Source organism: Paenalcaligenes sp. Me52, from assembly GCF_050487965.1.
Lineage (GTDB): Bacteria > Pseudomonadota > Gammaproteobacteria > Burkholderiales > Burkholderiaceae_B > Paenalcaligenes.
On record NZ_JBKQFO010000002.1, the window covers coordinates 605,383 to 623,481 of the forward strand.

At 49.9% G+C, this 18,099-nt stretch carries 15 protein-coding genes; 7 read left to right on the plus strand and 8 right to left on the minus strand.

Translation table 11 applies throughout. The features are described 5' to 3' along the window. Nucleotides 1-51 precede the first annotated feature (51 nt). The gene (locus ACLO87_RS14125; protein WP_135862385.1) at nt 52-1,158 is read left to right on the plus strand and encodes a branched-chain amino acid aminotransferase; all 1,107 of its coding nucleotides are present in this window, start codon (nt 52-54) and stop codon (nt 1,156-1,158) included. A gap of 912 nt (nt 1,159-2,070) precedes the next feature. On the opposite strand, the gene panD is transcribed toward ACLO87_RS14125, so the two are convergent. The 7 genes from panD to dnaA all read right to left on the minus strand — a co-directional run bounded on the left by panD (nt 2,071) and on the right by dnaA (nt 10,449). After that, nucleotides 2,071-2,616, minus strand: a complete 546-nt coding sequence (gene panD, locus ACLO87_RS14130; protein WP_430221942.1) for an aspartate 1-decarboxylase — start codon at nt 2,614-2,616, stop codon at nt 2,071-2,073. 124 nt (nt 2,617-2,740) lie between these two features. Next, nucleotides 2,741-3,442, minus strand: a complete 702-nt coding sequence (locus ACLO87_RS14135; protein WP_430224048.1) for a pseudouridine synthase — start codon at nt 3,440-3,442, stop codon at nt 2,741-2,743. Between the two features lie 182 nt (nt 3,443-3,624). Then, entirely contained in the window at nt 3,625-4,923 is a 1,299-nt protein-coding gene (locus ACLO87_RS14140; RefSeq protein ID WP_430224049.1) for a type II toxin-antitoxin system HipA family toxin, read from the minus strand. Next, nucleotides 4,923-5,177 carry a helix-turn-helix domain-containing protein gene (locus ACLO87_RS14145; RefSeq protein WP_135862376.1) on the minus strand — a complete coding sequence of 85 codons (255 nt, stop codon included), beginning with the start codon at nt 5,175-5,177 and terminating at the stop codon, nt 4,923-4,925. The genes ACLO87_RS14140 and ACLO87_RS14145 overlap by 1 nt, the downstream gene beginning before the upstream one ends. 272 nt (nt 5,178-5,449) lie before the next feature. Then, on the minus strand, nt 5,450-7,891 hold the full coding sequence (gyrB, locus tag ACLO87_RS14150; RefSeq protein ID WP_135862374.1) for a DNA topoisomerase (ATP-hydrolyzing) subunit B: 2,442 nt from the start codon (nt 7,889-7,891) through the stop codon (nt 5,450-5,452). 30 nt (nt 7,892-7,921) lie between these two features. Beyond that, entirely contained in the window at nt 7,922-9,031 is a 1,110-nt protein-coding gene (gene dnaN / locus ACLO87_RS14155) for a DNA polymerase III subunit beta (RefSeq protein ID WP_168246808.1), read from the minus strand. A gap of 2 nt (nt 9,032-9,033) precedes the next feature. Then, nucleotides 9,034-10,449 carry a chromosomal replication initiator protein DnaA gene (gene dnaA / locus ACLO87_RS14160; protein WP_135862370.1) on the minus strand — a complete coding sequence of 472 codons (1,416 nt, stop codon included), beginning with the start codon at nt 10,447-10,449 and terminating at the stop codon, nt 9,034-9,036. Between the two features lie 228 nt (nt 10,450-10,677). On the opposite strand from dnaA, the gene rpmH reads away from it, so the two are divergent. The 6 genes from rpmH (at nt 10,678) to ACLO87_RS14190 (ending at nt 15,960) form a co-directional block, all read left to right on the plus strand. Continuing rightward, nucleotides 10,678-10,812: a 50S ribosomal protein L34 gene (rpmH, locus tag ACLO87_RS14165; RefSeq protein ID WP_135862368.1), complete on the plus strand. Its 135-nt coding sequence runs from the start codon at nt 10,678-10,680 to the stop codon at nt 10,810-10,812. Between the two features lie 44 nt (nt 10,813-10,856). Beyond that, on the plus strand, nt 10,857-11,225 hold the full coding sequence (gene rnpA, locus ACLO87_RS14170) for a ribonuclease P protein component (RefSeq protein ID WP_135862366.1): 369 nt from the start codon (nt 10,857-10,859) through the stop codon (nt 11,223-11,225). Further along, on the plus strand, nt 11,222-11,518 hold the full coding sequence (yidD, locus tag ACLO87_RS14175) for a membrane protein insertion efficiency factor YidD (RefSeq protein WP_135862365.1): 297 nt from the start codon (nt 11,222-11,224) through the stop codon (nt 11,516-11,518). The genes rnpA and yidD overlap by 4 nt, the downstream gene beginning before the upstream one ends. Nucleotides 11,519-11,607: 89 nt before the next feature. Further along, nucleotides 11,608-13,293: a membrane protein insertase YidC gene (yidC, locus tag ACLO87_RS14180; protein ID WP_430224050.1), complete on the plus strand. Its 1,686-nt coding sequence runs from the start codon at nt 11,608-11,610 to the stop codon at nt 13,291-13,293. A 184-nt stretch (nt 13,294-13,477) separates the two neighbouring features. Beyond that, complete coding sequence (locus tag ACLO87_RS14185; protein ID WP_430224051.1) at nt 13,478-14,395, plus strand: GGDEF domain-containing protein; 918 nt, start codon at nt 13,478-13,480, stop codon at nt 14,393-14,395. 128 nt (nt 14,396-14,523) lie between these two features. Beyond that, nucleotides 14,524-15,960, plus strand: a complete 1,437-nt coding sequence (locus ACLO87_RS14190; RefSeq protein ID WP_430224052.1) for a catalase — start codon at nt 14,524-14,526, stop codon at nt 15,958-15,960. A 174-nt stretch (nt 15,961-16,134) separates the two neighbouring features. On the opposite strand, the gene ACLO87_RS14195 is transcribed toward ACLO87_RS14190, so the two are convergent. After that, nucleotides 16,135-17,901: an L-lactate permease gene (locus ACLO87_RS14195; RefSeq protein WP_430224053.1), complete on the minus strand. Its 1,767-nt coding sequence runs from the start codon at nt 17,899-17,901 to the stop codon at nt 16,135-16,137. Between the last annotated feature and the right edge of the window lie 198 nt (nt 17,902-18,099).

Below are 18,099 nucleotides of genomic sequence, written 5' to 3' on the forward strand. Positions count from 1 at the left end.
AGTTTGGAATACACTAAAGGATTGTTTATTTCCTCTTAGCAGAGCTTTGACATGAATACCGAATCCGCTCAGCCATCGCTGGCCTTTAGTATCAACCGTTCTACTCATCCACGTTCCGCGGAAGAGCGCGCCACCATTCTGGCTAAACCGGGTTTTGGTCAGTACTTCACCGATCACATGGCTGCCATTGATTGGAGCGTCGAGCAAGGTTGGCACGATGCCCGCATTCAGCCTTACGGCCCACTGCAACTGGATCCTGCTTCATCGGTACTGCACTACGGTCAGGAAATTTTTGAAGGCCTAAAAGCCTACCGTCACGCTGACGGTTCTATCTGGACATTCCGCCCAGACGCCAACGCCGCACGTTTGCAGCGTTCTGCTAGCCGTTTGGCCTTGCCTCAGTTGCCTACAGACTTGTTCGTAGAGTCCATCAAACAACTGGTTAAAACCGACGCTGACTGGGTACCGTCTGCACCAGAAACCAGCTTGTACCTGCGTCCATTCAGCATTGCTAACGAAAGCTTCTTAGGCGTACGCGCTGCACAACGCGCCGCTTACTACGTGATTGCCAGCCCAGCCGGTGCTTACTTCGCCAAAGGCGTAGCGCCTGTATCCATCTGGTTGTCCACCGAACTGAACCGCGCAGGCCGTGGCGGTACCGGCGCAGCCAAATGTGGTGGTAACTACGCTGCATCCTTGGTGCCACAACAAGAAGCCAGCGACAACGGCTGTTCACAAGTTTTGTTCTTGGATTCCGTAGAAGGCAAATACTTGGAAGAGCTAGGCGGTATGAACCTGTTCCTAGTACGCAAAGACGGCAGCTTGCTGACACCAGCACTGTCCGGCAGCATCTTGGAAGGCATTACCCGCGCCAGCATCATCCAACTGGCACGCGATCGCGGCCACGAAGTGGAAGAGCGTCGTATCACTGTTGAAGAATGGCGTGAAGGTGTTGCTTCCGGCGATATCGTAGAAGCCTTTGCATGTGGTACAGCAGCTGTAGTGACCCCTATTGGTCAACTGAAAGGCCATGGTTTCGCAATCGGCAACCCAGATGCCCCAGCAGGCAAAATCACCATGGAACTGCGTCAAGCATTGACCGACCTGCAATACGGTCGTGCTCCAGATCCACACGGTTGGTTGGTACGTTTGGTGTAAGTTTTTTCACCAAAGCGGTAGAAAAGCCCGATGCTTGCGTCGGGCTTTTTTTATTTTTATGGTTGTGGAGGTGGTTTTTAAAGCTTTTAAAATATCAGTGGTCGCAAGCCATCATCACTACGCGCCAACACTGGACTGCCGTAGCCTTAGGCTGCGAAAGTATTTTTTTATTTGAGACACCAAATAAAAAAACACTTCCCTCCGCCTTCCCTTCATGGCTTGCAACGGTTTTTAGAGTGGTTGCTGATGAGGAGAATGAGTCCTTGTGCGACAAATGAAAGGCACATTCTGACTGCCCTTTTAACAAGCCACCATTCTTAAAAAGGATGACAAGTCTAACTGCATTCAGCACAGTAATGAGGAATGTATCCTATGGTGTGTCTCATAAGGCCCCCTCTATTAACGGCTGTAGGCTGTAGTCTTAGGCTTTCCTCTAGCTGAAATGAAACACGCCACCTCAACGACACGCAATAAAAAGCGCAACCTTATCCACAGCCAGAGATCAGAAGCGACTAAAGGTGCCTGTAGTACATGGATAGATACTATGTCTTAAGCATAAATGTAGACACGCCTGTGTTCTATGTCCTGCTTTTGCATGAGGGTTACGCTATTCAATTGGCTCATTAAAAATAGACCAACGACACATAAGAAAGGGCAGTAAATCTATCAACAGCCAGAACTGTCGGGGGGACGGAGAGGAAACTTTTTTGATTTGGTGTCTCAAATCACAAAAAGTATTCCTGCAGTTCCCCAGCGCGTGCGATGAATAGAGCCGTCACAGCCTCACAAACCATCAACGTAGCACCACAACAACCAGCCCACAAAAAACAAACCCCTGCATCTCTACAGGGGCTTATTCAACCTATACCGCAATACATTTATCTACCGCAGTATAAACACCGCTAAAACACCTTAGCGCGCAAACTGCGACAAATGGCAGGACAGCACATCAGCAATCGCATGATCGCTTAACCCACGTGCTTTAAGATCGGCCGTCAGGGCAGCTACGTCTACATCTACCAACGTACGCTGATCAGAAGTAGGGCGGTCGTCACGCACGATGCGGAAATCAAAATCGCGCTCAGGCGTTTTACGCACTTCGTAATGCATGACTTCATCAATCTGATTATCAGGCGTGAAGGTCAACACGGTAGGGCGCAGATCATACAGCTCAGCCGTTTGCACATACTCGGATGCGCAAATAATGACCTGATCGCCTTTCTGGCACGTACGTGCTGCAGCACCATTCAAAATGCAGCAGCGTGAGCCTGGCTCACCGTAAATCACGTAAGTAGAAATCCGCGCACCGCTTTGCTTATTCCAGATTTCCACGAACTCCATCGGAAAAATACCTGCTTGTTCGCAGACTTCCGGATCCAAGGTAATGGAACCATGGTAGTTCAGATCCGCTCCGGTAATGGTGATACCGTGCAGCTTGGCGCGGACAACTTTTTTCATGCTAGTAATGGGCCATCAAAAGATAAAAAAATCGGTCAACATTATGGGCCGTAGTCCCCGTTGATCTCTAAGTCATTTTACCCAATCTCTACGAAAATAGTGGTGTAGGAGTGGGAAAACCACGTTAGCCTTCTTCCACAAACTGCTGCACTTCGGCAGGAGTTAAGTAGCGAGACTCGCCCAGTTCCAACGTGTCATCCAACGCCAACGAGCCAATACGCTCACGGTGCAAGGTCAGAACCAAGTTCCCCAACGAGGCAAACATACGTTTAACCTGATGGTATTTGCCTTCTTGAATAGTGAGTCGTGCCGTGCGCTCATCAATCCGCTCTAATACGGCAGGAAGCGTAGGTTTGTCTTCACCATTCAGCAAAATACCTGCTTGAAAGAGCGCTTCGGCATTATCGGGCAATGGCTCAGCCAAGGTGGCTATATAGACCTTATCGCACTGGTGGCGCGGGGAAATAATACGGTGCGTCCACTGGCCATCGTCCGTAATCAAAATCAACCCTGTGGTATCTACATCTAGCCTACCTACGGTGTGCAAACGGTCGCGCTTTTCTATGTCTAACAGCGTCATTACCGAAGGGTAAGCGCTATTTTTAAGACTGCACTCGTAACCAGCAGGTTTATTAAGCATCAGATAACGCAAACCAATCAATTCGAGCACATCGTCTTCCCACTTAACGACGTCGCCCTCTTGCACAACGTAGGTGCCTTTGGTGACCACCTCACCGTTAACCGTGATTTCCTCGCTTTTAAGCACCTTACGTGCATCAGAGCGGCTGAGGTCGGTGCTCTCACCAAGGAACTTGTCTAGGCGCATTCTATTTCCAAACAAAGCGTTGTTAACTAATTTTCTGTTTTTAGCTGTGTTCATCTTAACAACGAAATGAACTCACTACAGGGCAAAGAAACTATAGGTTTTTACAGTAGTAGACCAGTGTTTATGAAAGACTTGGCCACTGGCGACTCTACAAACGTCGATCGACATGGCAATAGTTTGCACTACAAAGCAAGGCGAGCCAGATTACTTCTAACACCCTCAAAGATTGTATCTGCTATATGCACTGGAAACCCCTCTGGAACGAGCTCTTGCACAGCAGTGATAGCACTTTCTACTATGCTGGGTAACTCACCAAGAATAGCCATTGTAGGCTCTACACCAACATACTGTTCCCCCACTCTCAGCCAATGCCTTCTATAAATGTCGTTCATACGATAGTGTGTATTTTTAGTGCGCAACGCCATCGCCATTTTGACATTTCTAAGGTGAACATGATTGGCACCGCTTCCCACCCAAGGCCAAGCGGACAGCACATCATAGAGCGGAGCAAGTTTAAAGGTACCACCCGGCGCAATCGCTATGCTGAAATTCTTAGCATGGCCATCTACGGCGGCAAGCAACCAAAAATACAGTAGCGCCTTGAAGAAAGTCTGCCTATCGTCTGTAACGTTAGCAGAACCACGCAGAAGCCCCATGATATCTGACACTCCTGGCCCACCATCCGACTCATACTTGAGATGTGAAGGCAATCCTTGCGCTTGCAGCAGATCCTCATGTGGGATACGAACAATCCAACCATCTGGATGAACGTGCCGGTCAAATCGCTCCACAATGAGTACGCGCTGGTCCTCGAATTGAGCCATCTGCGTTTTTGCAATGGGCAACCCCATTGCCCTCAACAGCTCCATTGAAAGCCACTCATTCTCTATGGAGTGCTGCAAGTCATAACGCGTGTTGCCTGCTAAGCCTAGCGGCAGCTTAAGAATATGCGTGGTTGGCGTTGCTCCCTGAGGTATATGCCAAGAGCCTTTATGCCACAGCAGCGCCGTTTTCTCTTGTGCGCCCGCTAACGAAAAACGGAAGTCGTCACTTGAGCTATCCCCTGTAGACAAAATAGCGCCTCTAAGGTGCTCTGCAACCTCCGCTTCCGTTAAGGCTCTACCATTGATGGACTTCACATCCTGTGGCGCAGCACCTTCAGGGAGTAGCTGCACAGCTCCGGCAGAATCACGGCCAATACTCTGTAGCAACGTAAAAGCATCCAAGGATGTAGCCTTGAATCGCGCACCTACACGACGACGTATTACCTCGTTATCCGGCAGAAGATTATCAAAATAATTGTCGACGACCGCACCACGCAGTCCATCCCCCGTACCAGTCATTGGCAATGAAAGTGACAGTGGCCTACCTTGTGGATGCTCCACCCACGATGGGGCATACACAAGTCGAGAAGCTGTTCTGCCTTGCTGATGCCACTGCCCCACCAAAAGGCCGTTCATCCAAATATCAAGAACACGCATTACCAGCCCTCAATAGAATCCTTGAAGGGCCGTCTGGGTTCAGCGGCTAATTGTGTATCAAGCACGGACAACACTTCATACACCCGTGCAAAAGCAAGCCCTGAGGCATCCTTCTCCATACGAGAAACCGCTTGCTGAGTAGTGTTCAGCATACGAGCCAGTTCCGCTTGGCTCCACCCCTTTTCTTCTCGTAACGAACGAATAAGCGGTGAGAGCTGCTCCACTTTTAATAACAATACCGATTTCATCATCATGTCTCACAGCTAACCTGAACAAATACAGCATAAATGATGTGTTCTTCAAATACATCAAATAAGGTGTAAGCACTAAAAACATCATAAATGATGTAATCTGCAATTACAACAAATTTGGTGTAAAGACAAGGCTAGTTGCTTTGGAGAGTATGGCCCAGCATGGAAGCACCATGCACCAGCAAAATACCCTCCACATAAAAAACGGACCACTCAAAAGTAGTCCGCTTCTTTTCAAACCTCATTGATCACATTGATGTGGAAACCCACAGCAATTACACGTCAATGTTGCCGGCCTGCAAGGCGTGAGTTTCGATAAATGCACGACGTGGCTCAACCTCATCACCCATCAAGGTAGTGAATACTTGATCCGCAGCGATAGCGTCTTCGATACGTACTTGCAGCAGACGGCGGGCAGATGGGTCCATGGTGGTTTCCCACAACTGCTCGGGGTTCATCTCACCCAGACCTTTATACCGCTGTTTGGACACACCGCGCTCCGCTTCGGAACGCAGCCAGTGCATCGCGTCACGGAAGTCGTCGATGACCGCTTCTTTACGGCGATCACCTTCACCACGCATTACCATCGCGCCTTCACCAATCAGGCCCAAGAAGGTTTGACCAGCACGGCTTAGTGTCAGGTAGTCGGAACCACGCAAGAAGGCTTTATCAAACACGCTCACACGTACGTTTCCGTGGTGCAGGCGGTTTGCCAGCAAGCGCCACTGGCCTGCATCGTCTTGCTCTACGCTGACGGTAAACAGGTGTGGGTTAGCGGGGTCTTGCAAACGCTCTACCAGCTCTTTAGCCGATTGCTGTGCCGCGGCTTCATCATCCAGTTTGATAACACTACCCTCAGCAATTGCTGACAGTACTTCGCTATCCATTAAGCGGGACAATCTATCAATCACTTGGTCAGCCAAAACGTACTGGCGCACCAAGCTTTCCAATGCGTTACCAGTAATAGGCTCAGCACCTTCGCGTGGCAGCAATTGTGCATCTTTCACGGCGATGCTCAGCATAAACTGGGCTTCTTCCGCCTCATCTTTCAGATAGCGCTCTTCACGGCCCACTTTCACTTTGTACAGCGGTGGTTGGGCAATGTAGATGTAACCACGTTCGATCAACTCAGGCATCTGACGGTAAATCAGCGTCAGCAGCAGGGTACGAATGTGTGCACCATCCACGTCCGCGTCAGTCATGATGATGATGCGGTGGTAACGCAGTTTGCTGACATCGAAATCTGGGCCAATGCTAGTACCCAGTGCGGTAATCAACACCGTGACCTGCTCACTGCTGATCAGCTTGTCGAAACGTGCTTTTTCCACGTTCAGGATTTTGCCTCGCAGCGGCAAAATCGCTTGGAATTTGCGGTCACGACCTTGCTTAGCCGAACCACCCGCGGAGTCACCCTCCACAATGTACAGTTCGGATTTCGCTGGATCTTTTTCTTGGCAGTCAGCCAGTTTGCCAGGCAAACCAGCACCTTCCAGCACACTCTTACGACGCGTTACTTCACGAGCCTTACGAGCGGCCTCACGGGCACGCGCTGCTTCAATAATCTTGTTGCAGACTGAACGTGCGTCGGTTGGGTTTTCTTGCAACCAGGTTTCCAAGGTACGGCTTACCGCGTCTTCAACGGCAGGACGCACTTCGCTAGAAACCAGTTTGTCTTTAGTCTGGCTGCTGAACTTAGGCTCAGGCACTTTCACTGACAACACGCAGGCTAAACCTTCGCGCATATCGTCGCCAGAGGTTTCTACCTTGGCACGTTTAGCCAGTTCGTTATCGCTGATGTATTTGTTCAGCACGCGAGTCATCGCAGCGCGCAAGCCAGTTAAGTGGCTACCACCATCACGCTGAGGAATGTTATTGGTGAAACACAGCACGTTTTCAGCGTAGCTGTCATTCCACTGCATGGCGATTTCCACGCCCACCAACACACCACCTGCCTCGGATTCTGTTTCTACCGAGAACACGTTAGGGTGCAACACGCTTTTACCGCGGTTGATGTATTCCACAAAACCTTTGACGCCGCCCAAGAAAGCGAAATCTTCTTCTTTGTTCTGGCGCTCGTCAATCAGCTTAACTTTGACGCCGTTATTCAAGAAGGACAATTCGCGCAGGCGTTTTGCCAAAATCTCGTAGGTGTACTCTACGTTGTTGAAAATTTCGTGGTCAGCCAAGTAACGCACTTGCGTACCAGTTTTGTTGGTATCGCCAACCACTTTCAACGGTTCTACACGCTCACCACGCTGAAAGCGCAGGTAGTGTTCATGGCCATTACGCCAAATTGTCAGATCCAACCACTCGGACAACGCGTTCACACACGACACACCCACACCGTGCAAGCCGCCAGAAACCTTGTAGGAGTTCTGGTCAAACTTACCGCCGGCGTGCAGTTCTGTCATGACGATTTCAGCAGCACTACGCTGCTCTTCGTCGTCTTTGTGAATGTCCGTAGGAATACCACGTCCGTTATCGCAGACAGAAATACTGTTGTCTGCGTGGATAGTGACAAGAATTTCATCACAATGCCCGGCCAGCGCTTCGTCAATGGCGTTATCCACCACCTCGAATACCATGTGGTGCAAACCGGTACCGTCCGAGGTATCGCCAATGTACATGCCTGGGCGTTTACGAACCGCTTCCAGGCCTTTGAGCATGCGAATTGAATCGGCGCCGTACTCGGTGTTTGGAGTGCTTTGATCTGACATGTATTGTTTATACCCTTAGTAAGCCAACGCTTAAATGCGCATTGGCATGACAACGTATTTGAATGCATCCTCATCGGGCAGAGTGATCAGCACCGATGCATTGGAATCCGGCTGCACCGACCAGCGTACTTGTTCGGTTTTGACGTTAGCCAATACATCCAGCAAGTAGCTGACGTTAAAGCCTACATCCAGCGGTTCAAATTCGTAGTCAATTTCAATTTCTTCGTTGGCTTCTTCTTGCTCCGCGTTGGAAGCAGAAATACGCAACTGGTGGTTAGCCAAGTTCACGCGTACGCCACGAAGTTTGTCGGTGGTCAAAATAGCCGCACGTTGCAAACTACCCTGCAGCGCTTCACGGTTAACCGTGAAGTGGCGAGTATAGGTAGATGGAATCACGCGGGTGAAATCAGGGAATTTCCCTTCCACCAACTTGGAGATCAGCTCAACTTGGTCAAAGCTGAAGCGAATCTGGCCGCCTGCCACTTGGATTTGCACAGCATCATCAATCTCACCCAACAAGCGCTGCATTTCCAGCACTGTTTTACGTGGAACAATGACATCTTGGCGGCTTTCCAGACCTTCGATCTCGGTACCGTTGTGTACCAGACGGTGGCTATCGGTTGCCACAGTACGTACCCAGCCCGGCTCAAACACAAACAGCATACCGTTCAAGTAGTAACGGATATCTTGTTGCGCCATCGCGAAGTGGGCGGTATTGAACAGGTGTTTCAGTGTTTTCTGTGGCAGTGCCAACGATACATCCCACTGCTCTGGCTGAGCCAAAGTAGGGAACTCGTTCGCATCCATAGTTTGCAGCGCAAAACGGCTGCGACCAGACTGCACAATCAGTTTGCCATCTACCAGAGACAGCACTACGTCGCCCACATCAGGCAGGGCACGCAGAATATCCAGCAATTTACGTGCAGCAACTGTAGTTGCCACATGCTCGTCACCCACACCAAAGTCAGCATGAGTGGTGATTTGCACTTCCATATCGGAGGCAATAAACGAAACCCTAGAGCCTTCTTTGCGCAAAAGAATGTTGGCAAGAATAGGCAAGGTGTGGCGACGCTCGACAATCCCTACTACTGTCGATAATGGCTTGAGCAATGCGTCACGAGAGGCTTGTACAAGTTGCATGGTCATCCTTTCAGGGTTTGTTCAAGTACGTGTAAAGAGTGATTCAACTCTGTCTGCTTGCTGCGTGCCTCAGTAATTTTACGCACCGCATGCAGCACCGTCGTGTGATCCCGCCCACCAAACAACTCACCAATTTCTGGCAGACTTTTTTGAGTGAGTTCTTTGGCCAAATACATAGCAATTTGGCGGGGCAGGGCAATATTAGCAGGACGTCGTTTTGAGTACATGTCCGCTACTTTGATTTTATAGAAATCTGCTACCGTTTTCTGAATGTTTTCTACCGTAATCTGCCCATTGGAAACAGAGAGTAAATCTTTCAAGGCATCTTTACAGACTTCTACACTCAGCACATCGCGGCCATGGAAACGGGCGTAGGCAGATACCTTACGCAGCGCGCCTTCCAGTTCACGCACGTTACTGCGCAAATGCTTGGCGATAAAGAACGCGACTTCCTCTGGCATCACAATGCCTTCCGTCTGTGCTTTACGCAGCAAAATAGCGACCCGCATCTCTAGCTCAGGTGGCTCAATCGCTACCGTCAAGCCGGAGTCAAATCGAGAAATCAGTCGGCTATCAATATTCGATAGTTCTTTTGGATAGGTATCCGACGTGATAATGATCTGTTTGCGCTGCGCCACCATGGCTTCAAACGCGTAGAAGAATTCTTCTTGTGTACGGTTCTTGCCAGCAAAAAACTGAATATCGTCAATTAACAATAAATCCAGCGAGTGGTAGTAGCGTTTGAACTCATCAAAGGCTTTGCGCTGATACGCTTTCACCACATCAGACACATATTGGTCAGCATGCACATAACGTACACGCATACCTGTGCCGTTTGCCAACAGGGCGTTACCAATAGCGTGAATCAAGTGAGTCTTACCCAGGCCCACACCACCGTACAAAAACAACGGGTTATAGGACACACCGGGGTTTTCCGCGACCTGCAACGCAGCAGCACGTGCTAACTGGTTGGCTTTACCCGTCACGAAATTATCGAAAGTCAGCTCAGGATTCAAACGCGAACGTTCGTGTACCGCATCAGCCACAACGGCAGCGGGATTCACAATAGCAGCTTCAGCCGCCGGTTCAACGCCGCCCATCGCAGACGGTGCAGCCGCACCCGATGCCGCTGACGGCATGCGACGCGGCACAGCTGGTTGTGCTGCAGGCGCATTAGCAGCCAGCTCTAACGCAAGCTCTACAGGACGGCCGAACCATTCGCTGGCCAAGTCCTGTATGCGGTGCGCAAAGTTCTTGCGCACCCAATCCAATTTAAAACGGTTCGGCGCTGACAGGCGCAAGATTGCCTGCCCTTCATCGTATTCCAAAGGAACCAAAGGGCGTATCCAAGCACTAATTTGCTGCGGCGGGAGCTCCTGTTCAAGCGTCTGAACGCAAGACTGCCAAAATTCGTTCATATTTCTCACTTGTGTAAACCTCGATTCTACCCTGTGTGGCACCCAGTTATCCACAGACAGTAGAAATTACATTGTAATTGATGGCCTAAACAATTGACTAAAAGCTAAAAGTTTGCTGAAATGGTGAGCTTTTCAAGAATTCTTTGTTGCCAGAGGCCGGCATGGTTGCCGGAGGTAGGCCCTTTTTAGGCGTTTTCTGGCGGCACCTTTATTTGTGGATAAATCCCCATGAAGCGCACTTATCAACCTTCCGTTACACGCCGTAAACGCACTCACGGCTTTCGTATCCGTATGAAAACTCGCACTGGTCGTGCCGTTCTGAACGCACGCCGTGGTAAAGGCCGTAAACGTCTGGCCGTATAAAATTAGCGGGACATGGCTGGCACAGTGCTAGTGCCTGAACTCTCATGGACGCCACCTTTCCAGCCACAGCTCGTCTAAAACGCCCCTCCGAATATGTGCAGGCCCTCAAAGGCCGGCGTATCGCCAGAGGGGCTTTGTTCGTTGTAAATACTCCACGCTCATCTGCGGAGAGTTTTCCACAGGAGCAAGCCCGTTTGGGATTAATTATCCCCAAGCGCGTGGCTCCACTCGCTGTCACTCGTAATCAGATCAAACGCATCTTGCGCGATACCTTCAGGAAACAGCGTCATCAGCTTCCTGCTCGCGACTATGTATTCAGATTGCACAGCAAAGTACCTGATATTTCGCTACGCCAATTAAAAGAACTGGTGCGAAACGAGGCGGAAGAACACCTCAAACGGGTACAACAATGATCAAAGCCTTGCTGATCGCACCCATACGTTTTTACCAGTATGTGATCAGCCCCTGGTTAGGCCGCTGTTGTCGTTACAGTCCCAGTTGCTCCGCCTACGCCATTGAAGCCATCCAAACACATGGAGCCCTCAAAGGACTCTGGTTGGGCATTCGCCGTATTGCCCGTTGCCATCCTTGGGGCAGTAGTGGCTATGATCCCGTTCCCCCGGCTAAAAATCGCTTATCAGTTACCGCTGAAAAGCCAGATTCCGGGCAGACTTCCCATGATAATCACCGTGGATGTAATCACTAACCCTGTAACATCTACATAAATTATCAGTCCAGCATCAAGCTGCGTTAAACTGCTAAGTTTGCTCAGCTTCATATTGTGAAACAGGCGCTATGGATATTCGTCGTACCCTCCTTTGGATGATCTTCTCCTTCTCGCTCCTGCTGCTATGGAATAACTGGCAAGAGTACAATGGCAAACCTTCGTTGTTTTCCAGTACCTCTGCAAGCGAAACCACTGCACAGGCCACCACTGATGGTGCACCTACAGCAAACGGCTCGTCCGACGCTAGCATCCCATCAGCCGCACCAGCGACAGCCAGCACGCCTGCTGAATTGCCTGTCAGCCCTGCGGTTACACCAAGCACCGAACTTGTACAGGTTGAGACCAATGTATATAAGTTGAGTTTTGATCCTACTGGTGCCCAGTTGGTCAAAGCTGAACTGCTGAAGTACGGCTCTCCCGACGCTCCTGATCAGCCTATGGTGCTGCTGGATAACTCGGCCGACTCTGTGTACATGGTACAAAGCGGTATTGTGGGTGCGCCAGCTGGCCAAAGCTACCCTACTCACCTGACCCCTTATGGTCTGGTATCTAACACCGTAGATAGCGCCAATGTGCGTACGTTGGTGTTTGAGGCAGTTTCCGACGGTGTGCGTGTGGTGAAAACCTTTACCTTGGGTAGTGACAGCTACGCCATTCAGGTACGACACGACGTGTACAACGTGGGCGACGTTACGATCCAGCCTTCTGTGTATCTGCAGTTGACTCGTGATGGTAACAACCCACCTGATTCCTCTCGTCTGTACAACACCTTCACTGGCCCAGTGGTTTACTCCAGCGAAGACAAGTTCCAGAAAATCTCTTTCTCAGACATCGATAAAAACAAAGCTAGCTACGCTACCCAAGCCAACAACGGCTGGATTGGTTTCGTACAGCACTACTTTGCGACAGCATGGGTTCCGCCAGCAGACAGCGTACGTACTAACCAAGTGCTGCGTGTAAGCGATAACCTGTACGCTATCCGCACTATCGAAGCTGTAGGTAGCATTGCCCCCGGCGCGAGCCAAAGCGTAATTGCTGACCTGTGGGTTGGTCCTCAAGACCAAGCTGCTATGGGTTCCTTGGCTGAAGGCCTGGATCTGGTTGTCGACTACGGTTGGCTGACTATCTTGGCTAAACCTCTGTACTACCTGTTGGCGCTGTTGCACAGCTTCTTAGGTAACTGGGGTTGGTCTATTGTGGCACTGACTGTACTGATCAAACTGGTGTTCTACCCATTGTCAGCAGCCAGCTACCGCTCCATGGCAAAAATGAAGCTGGTAACACCACGCTTGCAAGCTCTGCGCGCCAAATACGGTGACGACAAAGCCAAGCTGAATGCTGCCATGATGGAAATGTACCGTACCGAGAAGATCAACCCATTGGGTGGTTGTTTGCCGATGTTGGTACAGATTCCTGTGTTTATTGCTCTGTACTGGGTACTGCTGGGCAGCGTGGAAATGCGCGGTGCTCCGTGGATCCTATGGGTACAAGACTTGGCTGCACGTGACCCATGGTTCATCTTGCCAGCAGTGATGATGGCTACCATGTTCCTGCAGATCAAACTGAACCCAACACCTCCAGATCCAATGCAGGCTCGTATCATGATGATCATGCCATTGGTATTCGGGGGGATGATGTTCTTCTTCCCAGCAGGTCTGGTGCTGTACTGGTGCGTGAACAACACCTTGTCCATCGCTCAGCAGCGCTACATCATGCACAAACTGGACAAAGAAACAGCTGCAGCTAAACGCTAAGCTACGTTGATTTATCCTAAAGGGGCAGACGTTATGTCGGCCCCTTTTTAGTGCCTACACATTAAGCTGGTTTCTCTTAATACGGCGTCAGTTGCATCGCGCCCTCGAAAATTTTTCGCAACTGGAACGTATGGTTGATTCATCTTCCTTTCTCTCGCCACCCGCCCCATCTACAACTGCTCACATGGCAGAACAACAAGAATTAGGGCAATGGGTACTCGCCAGTAACACCGCTGTAGCCATTTTCAATGCCGAAGATCAACTGCATTTTGCCAGTCCGTCTTTCTTGGCACTCTATGCGGTACAACCCGGCCCCCAAACCTTTCATAGCATCATTAGCCACTGCTTTCACCATAAAGTAGGCCCACGTATTACGTCGCCACTCTCGCAATGGGTGAACACCATACAAGCCAAACGTCGCACTATTCCCCTACGCACGTTTGAGATCGTTATGCTGGATGGCCGCTGGATGTGGGGTACTGAAGTCACCTTTTCAAACCAGTGGACGATGGTGCAAATCATCGACTTCACAGCCATTAAACATAAAGAGTTTGCCCTACAGAAAGCCCACGACGAAGCGCTGCTTGCCGCAAAAACGGATGACCTCACCCGGTTACCAAATCGCGGGGCTATCATTCAGCGTTTTCATCAGCTCTATGACTACTGCTCTGAGCAGAATCTCCCCCTCACCTTGGCCATTATCGACTTAGATCACTTCAAATCAGTAAACGATAACTTTGGTCATGCCGTGGGTGATGCTGTCTTGCACCACTTTGCAACCCAAGCCGATCAGCTAATTCGAGCTGCTGGCGGCGTAATAGGGCGCAGCGGTGGGGAAGAGTTCCTTATGATTCTGCCAGGCGCACCCACCAGCTGTGGACAAGACCTCTTAGAAACACTGCGCATTGATCTACAAAAGCACCCATTCAGCACCGCGCAGAGCATAATTTATTACACCTTTTCCTCTGGTTTGGTGTCGTGCAGTCAGCTATGCTCTTTCGAGGATCTGTATAAAGCCGCTGATAAAGCTCTCTATACCGCAAAAATCCGCGGACGAAATCAGGATTGTGTTTCTGCCCCAGTAAAAGCGAATACGCAGTAGTGATTAAGTAAAGCTATCGACTTCTTCAATATATTCAATTTCAACTAAGAAACAAACTCTCCTAGAATAGATCACATATAGAGTGCAATACAGATCCCCTGTACATACACCCGAATAGGAGAGCTTCAATGAAGAAAGACCTCATGACCACTGCCGCTGGCGCCCCCGTCAGCCATAACAATGATTCCATGACGGCAGGCCCGCGTGGACCGGTCTTGATGCAGGACACTTGGTTGTTGGAAAAGCTGGCACACTTCAATCGTGAACGTATTCCTGAACGTGTAGTACACGCCAAAGGCGCTGGCGCTTTTGGTACTTTCACCGCCACACACGACATTAGCCAGTACTCCTGTGCCAATGTCTTCAAAAAAGGGCAACAAACCCCAGTAATGGGCCGCTTTTCTACAGTAGCAGGCGAAGCAGGTGCTGCCGATGCTGAACGTGATGTGCGTGGTTTCTCGCTGAAGTTTTACACTGAAGAAGGTAACTGGGACATGGTGGGGAACAACACTCCCGTGTTCTTTATTCGTGACCCGCTGAAGTTCCCTGACTTTATCCACACCCAAAAACGTGATCCACAGACTCACCTGCGTAACATGACTAACGCATGGGATTTCTGGTCACTAAACCCCGAATCTCTGCACCAAGTCACCATTTTGATGAGTGACCGTGGGCTGCCTAAAAACTTCCGTCAAATCCACGGTTTTGGTTCACATACTTACAGCCTGATCAACGCTGAAGGCAAACGCCACTGGGTGAAGTTCCACTTCAAATCCATGCAAGGTATTGAGAACTACACCAATGCCGAAGCAAGCAAAGTGGTAGGTGAAGACCGTGAAAGTGCTATTCGTGACCTGTACGAGCACATTGATGCGGGCGACTTCCCTCGCTGGGCACTGCGTATTCAGGTAATGACTGAAGAACAAGCTCTGAACTACCACCTTAACCCCTTTGATCTGACCAAAGTATGGCCACATGGCGACTTCCCACTGATCGATGTAGGTGTGTTGGAGCTGAACCGTAACCCTGACAACTACTTTGCCCAAGTCGAGCAAGCGGCCTTTACCCCCGGCAACGTGGTTCCAGGTATTGGTTACTCACCAGACCGTATGCTGCAAGGCCGTTTGTTTGCCTACGGTGATACCCAACGCTACCGCTTGGGGATCAACCACAACCAGATTCCAGTGAATGCGCCTAAATGCCCGTTCCACAATAGCTACCACCGTGATGGCGCTATGCGTGTAGACGATAATCAAGGTAACAAGCCTAACTACGAACCTAACAGTGCGGGTACATGGAAAGAGTCTACTTACCAAGAGCCTCCTCTGGCCTTGGATGGTAAAGCTGCTGACCACTGGAGCCACCGTGTAGACAGTGATTACTACTCACAACCTGGTGACTTGTTCCGTTTGATGAACCCATCCCAACAGCAACAACTGTTTGATAACGTTGCCGCGGCTATGGCCGGTGTACCTCAGTTCATCATCGACAGACAGTTAGAGCACTTCCACCAAGCGGACCCTGCCTATGCAGAGGGTGTGCGTAAAGCCTTAGCAAAAGCCTAATAGCTAGGCACTAAAAAACCGGAGCAGCCTAAGCGCTGTTCCGGTTTTTTTATGGCTGTGGATAAGTTTTATGCTGCTGCCAACTAACAGAGCAGTATCCAAAAAGCATTAAGCCCCACGTATTGCACGTGGGGCTTAATGTCGCCATATGGATGGCTAGATGGGCAAGGCAGGTTACGCGTTTGCTACTTTTAAAGCTTTGCCTTTGCTGTTGGACAGAATTCCGAAGAACGCTACCAACCACACCAAGGCGGCAATCCACCAGCCCATGCTGCCAGTAATCAGTGCCTGGCCAATCAGACCAGCCTGAATACAATAGTAGGCCATCGGGATCAAGGTTTTACGAACGATTTCACCTTCACGGTTCATCATCCCTACTACCGCACCAGCCGCCACCACGTTATGTACACAAATCATGTTACCGGCTGCACCACCAACCGCTTGCAAGGCAACTACGATCGCAGATTGATCAATACCCAGACCAATATGCTGTGCTGTGGAGAACTGGAAGTACGAGAACATCATGTTACTAACGGTGTTAGAACCGGCAATAAACGCCCCCAAACTACCTACCCATGGGGCTACGTTAGGCCAACTGTGACCCGCTAAACCAGCCGCACCCTGAGCCAATACCAATGGCATGCTGTTTAGTGAGCCATCTGCCGCTGCAGAGTTAATGAACACTTGCACCATAGGCACAGCCAACAGCAGAGCAGGGGCTGCGTCCAGCATGGTAATACCAGAGTTTTTAATACCACGACCAAACTGCTGCATGTTCATTTTGAAAATGACGATACACAGCAAGGACACGACGATCAGGATAAAGCCTGGTGAGAACAAGAATTGGGCAGAGCTAGAAATACTTGTACCAAACAAGTTCGCAAACTTAATGGTTGCCTCAGGCCCCGTCAGTGCAGCTTTTACCGCTGGAATCGTACGTGTGATAACCAAGAAAGCTACTACCAATACGTATGGCGAGAATGCACGCAATACAGAGAATTTCTTGGCGTTAGGATCATTATCTACCGTACGCAACGTACCCAACCATTTATCTTCCCATGAATCACGAGGAGGGAAATCAAAGGTGGTTTTAGGAATCAAGAAACCTTTTTTCGCAGCAGGCACCACAATGGCCAAACCAATCAGCGCACCCAACATTGATGGGAACTCAGGCCCCAAGATGGTGGCGATGAAGTAGTACGGTACGGTAAAGGCCAAACCAGCAAACAACGCAAACTTCCATGCACCCAAACCTTCACGGAAGGATTGTTTAGCGCCAAAGAAGCGTGTCAGCAAACCACACAGAATCAGAGGGATCACAAAGCCAGTGAGGGCATGAACCAACGCCACGTTATCCACGATCTGCTGCAGGTACTCCAACGGAGTGCTTGGAGCGATCAGTGCGGCCACATCTGCTTTGTTATCAATACCAGAGCGCACGCCAACCAACATTGGTGTACCCACAGCGCCGAAAGATACCGGCGTAGACTGAATAATCAGTACCGACATCACAGCAGCCATGGCAGGGAAACCCAGAGCCAAAAGCAACGGAGCTCCTACCGCTGATGGTGTACCGAAACCTGAAGAGCCCTCAATCAGCGAGCCAAACAACCACGCCACAATAATGACTTGAATGCGGCGATCAGGGGAAACGTCAGTAAAACCTTGGCGTATAGCTTGTAAGGCACCACTTTCTTTCAGTGTATTCAGCAGCAAAATTGCCCCGAACACAATGAAAAGCAAGGTAATGGCCGTAATCAAACCATGCACAGTAGCAGCAGCAATCACAGCACCCTGGGCATTCCACACAAACAATGCCAACAACGCTGTGACGACGTATGCAACTCCCATGGAGAATTTTGCAGAGCGTTCTAGTACAACCATCAACAAGAACACTACAGCAATTGGAGCCAACGCCAGTAGCATGTAGAAAGAACTCATAGTTAATACTCTTCTGAATAATCGGCAAGCACGTAATGGTGGGTTTTTCTTTGACTACATCCACCCCACTCTACGACCACTCACTTACCTAGCTAAAAAATAAACATCCTGAATCATATTGGTAATACCACTTTACACGAAACCCGTATTTACCCTTGTAGGGATACAAAAATCCCTACAAACGTTATAATCTGGTAA

Excerpts from the sequence above, each read along its gene's own strand:
- ACLO87_RS14125 (WP_135862385.1), top strand. The coding sequence starts at position 52 with ATGAATACCGAATCCGCTCAGCCATCGCTGGCCTTTAGTATCAACCGT.
- panD (WP_430221942.1), bottom strand. The coding sequence starts at position 2,616 with ATGAAAAAAGTTGTCCGCGCCAAGCTGCACGGTATCACCATTACCGGA.
- ACLO87_RS14135 (WP_430224048.1), bottom strand. The coding sequence starts at position 3,442 with ATGCGCCTAGACAAGTTCCTTGGTGAGAGCACCGACCTCAGCCGCTCT.
- ACLO87_RS14140 (WP_430224049.1), bottom strand. The coding sequence starts at position 4,923 with ATGCGTGTTCTTGATATTTGGATGAACGGCCTTTTGGTGGGGCAGTGG.
- ACLO87_RS14145 (WP_135862376.1), bottom strand. The coding sequence starts at position 5,177 with ATGATGATGAAATCGGTATTGTTATTAAAAGTGGAGCAGCTCTCACCG.
- gyrB (WP_135862374.1), bottom strand. The coding sequence starts at position 7,891 with ATGTCAGATCAAAGCACTCCAAACACCGAGTACGGCGCCGATTCAATT.
- dnaN (WP_168246808.1), bottom strand. The coding sequence starts at position 9,031 with ATGCAACTTGTACAAGCCTCTCGTGACGCATTGCTCAAGCCATTATCG.
- dnaA (WP_135862370.1), bottom strand. The coding sequence starts at position 10,449 with ATGAACGAATTTTGGCAGTCTTGCGTTCAGACGCTTGAACAGGAGCTC.
- rpmH (WP_135862368.1), top strand. The coding sequence starts at position 10,678 with ATGAAGCGCACTTATCAACCTTCCGTTACACGCCGTAAACGCACTCAC.
- rnpA (WP_135862366.1), top strand. The coding sequence starts at position 10,857 with ATGGACGCCACCTTTCCAGCCACAGCTCGTCTAAAACGCCCCTCCGAA.
- yidD (WP_135862365.1), top strand. The coding sequence starts at position 11,222 with ATGATCAAAGCCTTGCTGATCGCACCCATACGTTTTTACCAGTATGTG.
- yidC (WP_430224050.1), top strand. The coding sequence starts at position 11,608 with ATGGATATTCGTCGTACCCTCCTTTGGATGATCTTCTCCTTCTCGCTC.
- ACLO87_RS14185 (WP_430224051.1), top strand. The coding sequence starts at position 13,478 with ATGGCAGAACAACAAGAATTAGGGCAATGGGTACTCGCCAGTAACACC.
- ACLO87_RS14190 (WP_430224052.1), top strand. The coding sequence starts at position 14,524 with ATGAAGAAAGACCTCATGACCACTGCCGCTGGCGCCCCCGTCAGCCAT.
- ACLO87_RS14195 (WP_430224053.1), bottom strand. The coding sequence starts at position 17,901 with ATGAGTTCTTTCTACATGCTACTGGCGTTGGCTCCAATTGCTGTAGTG.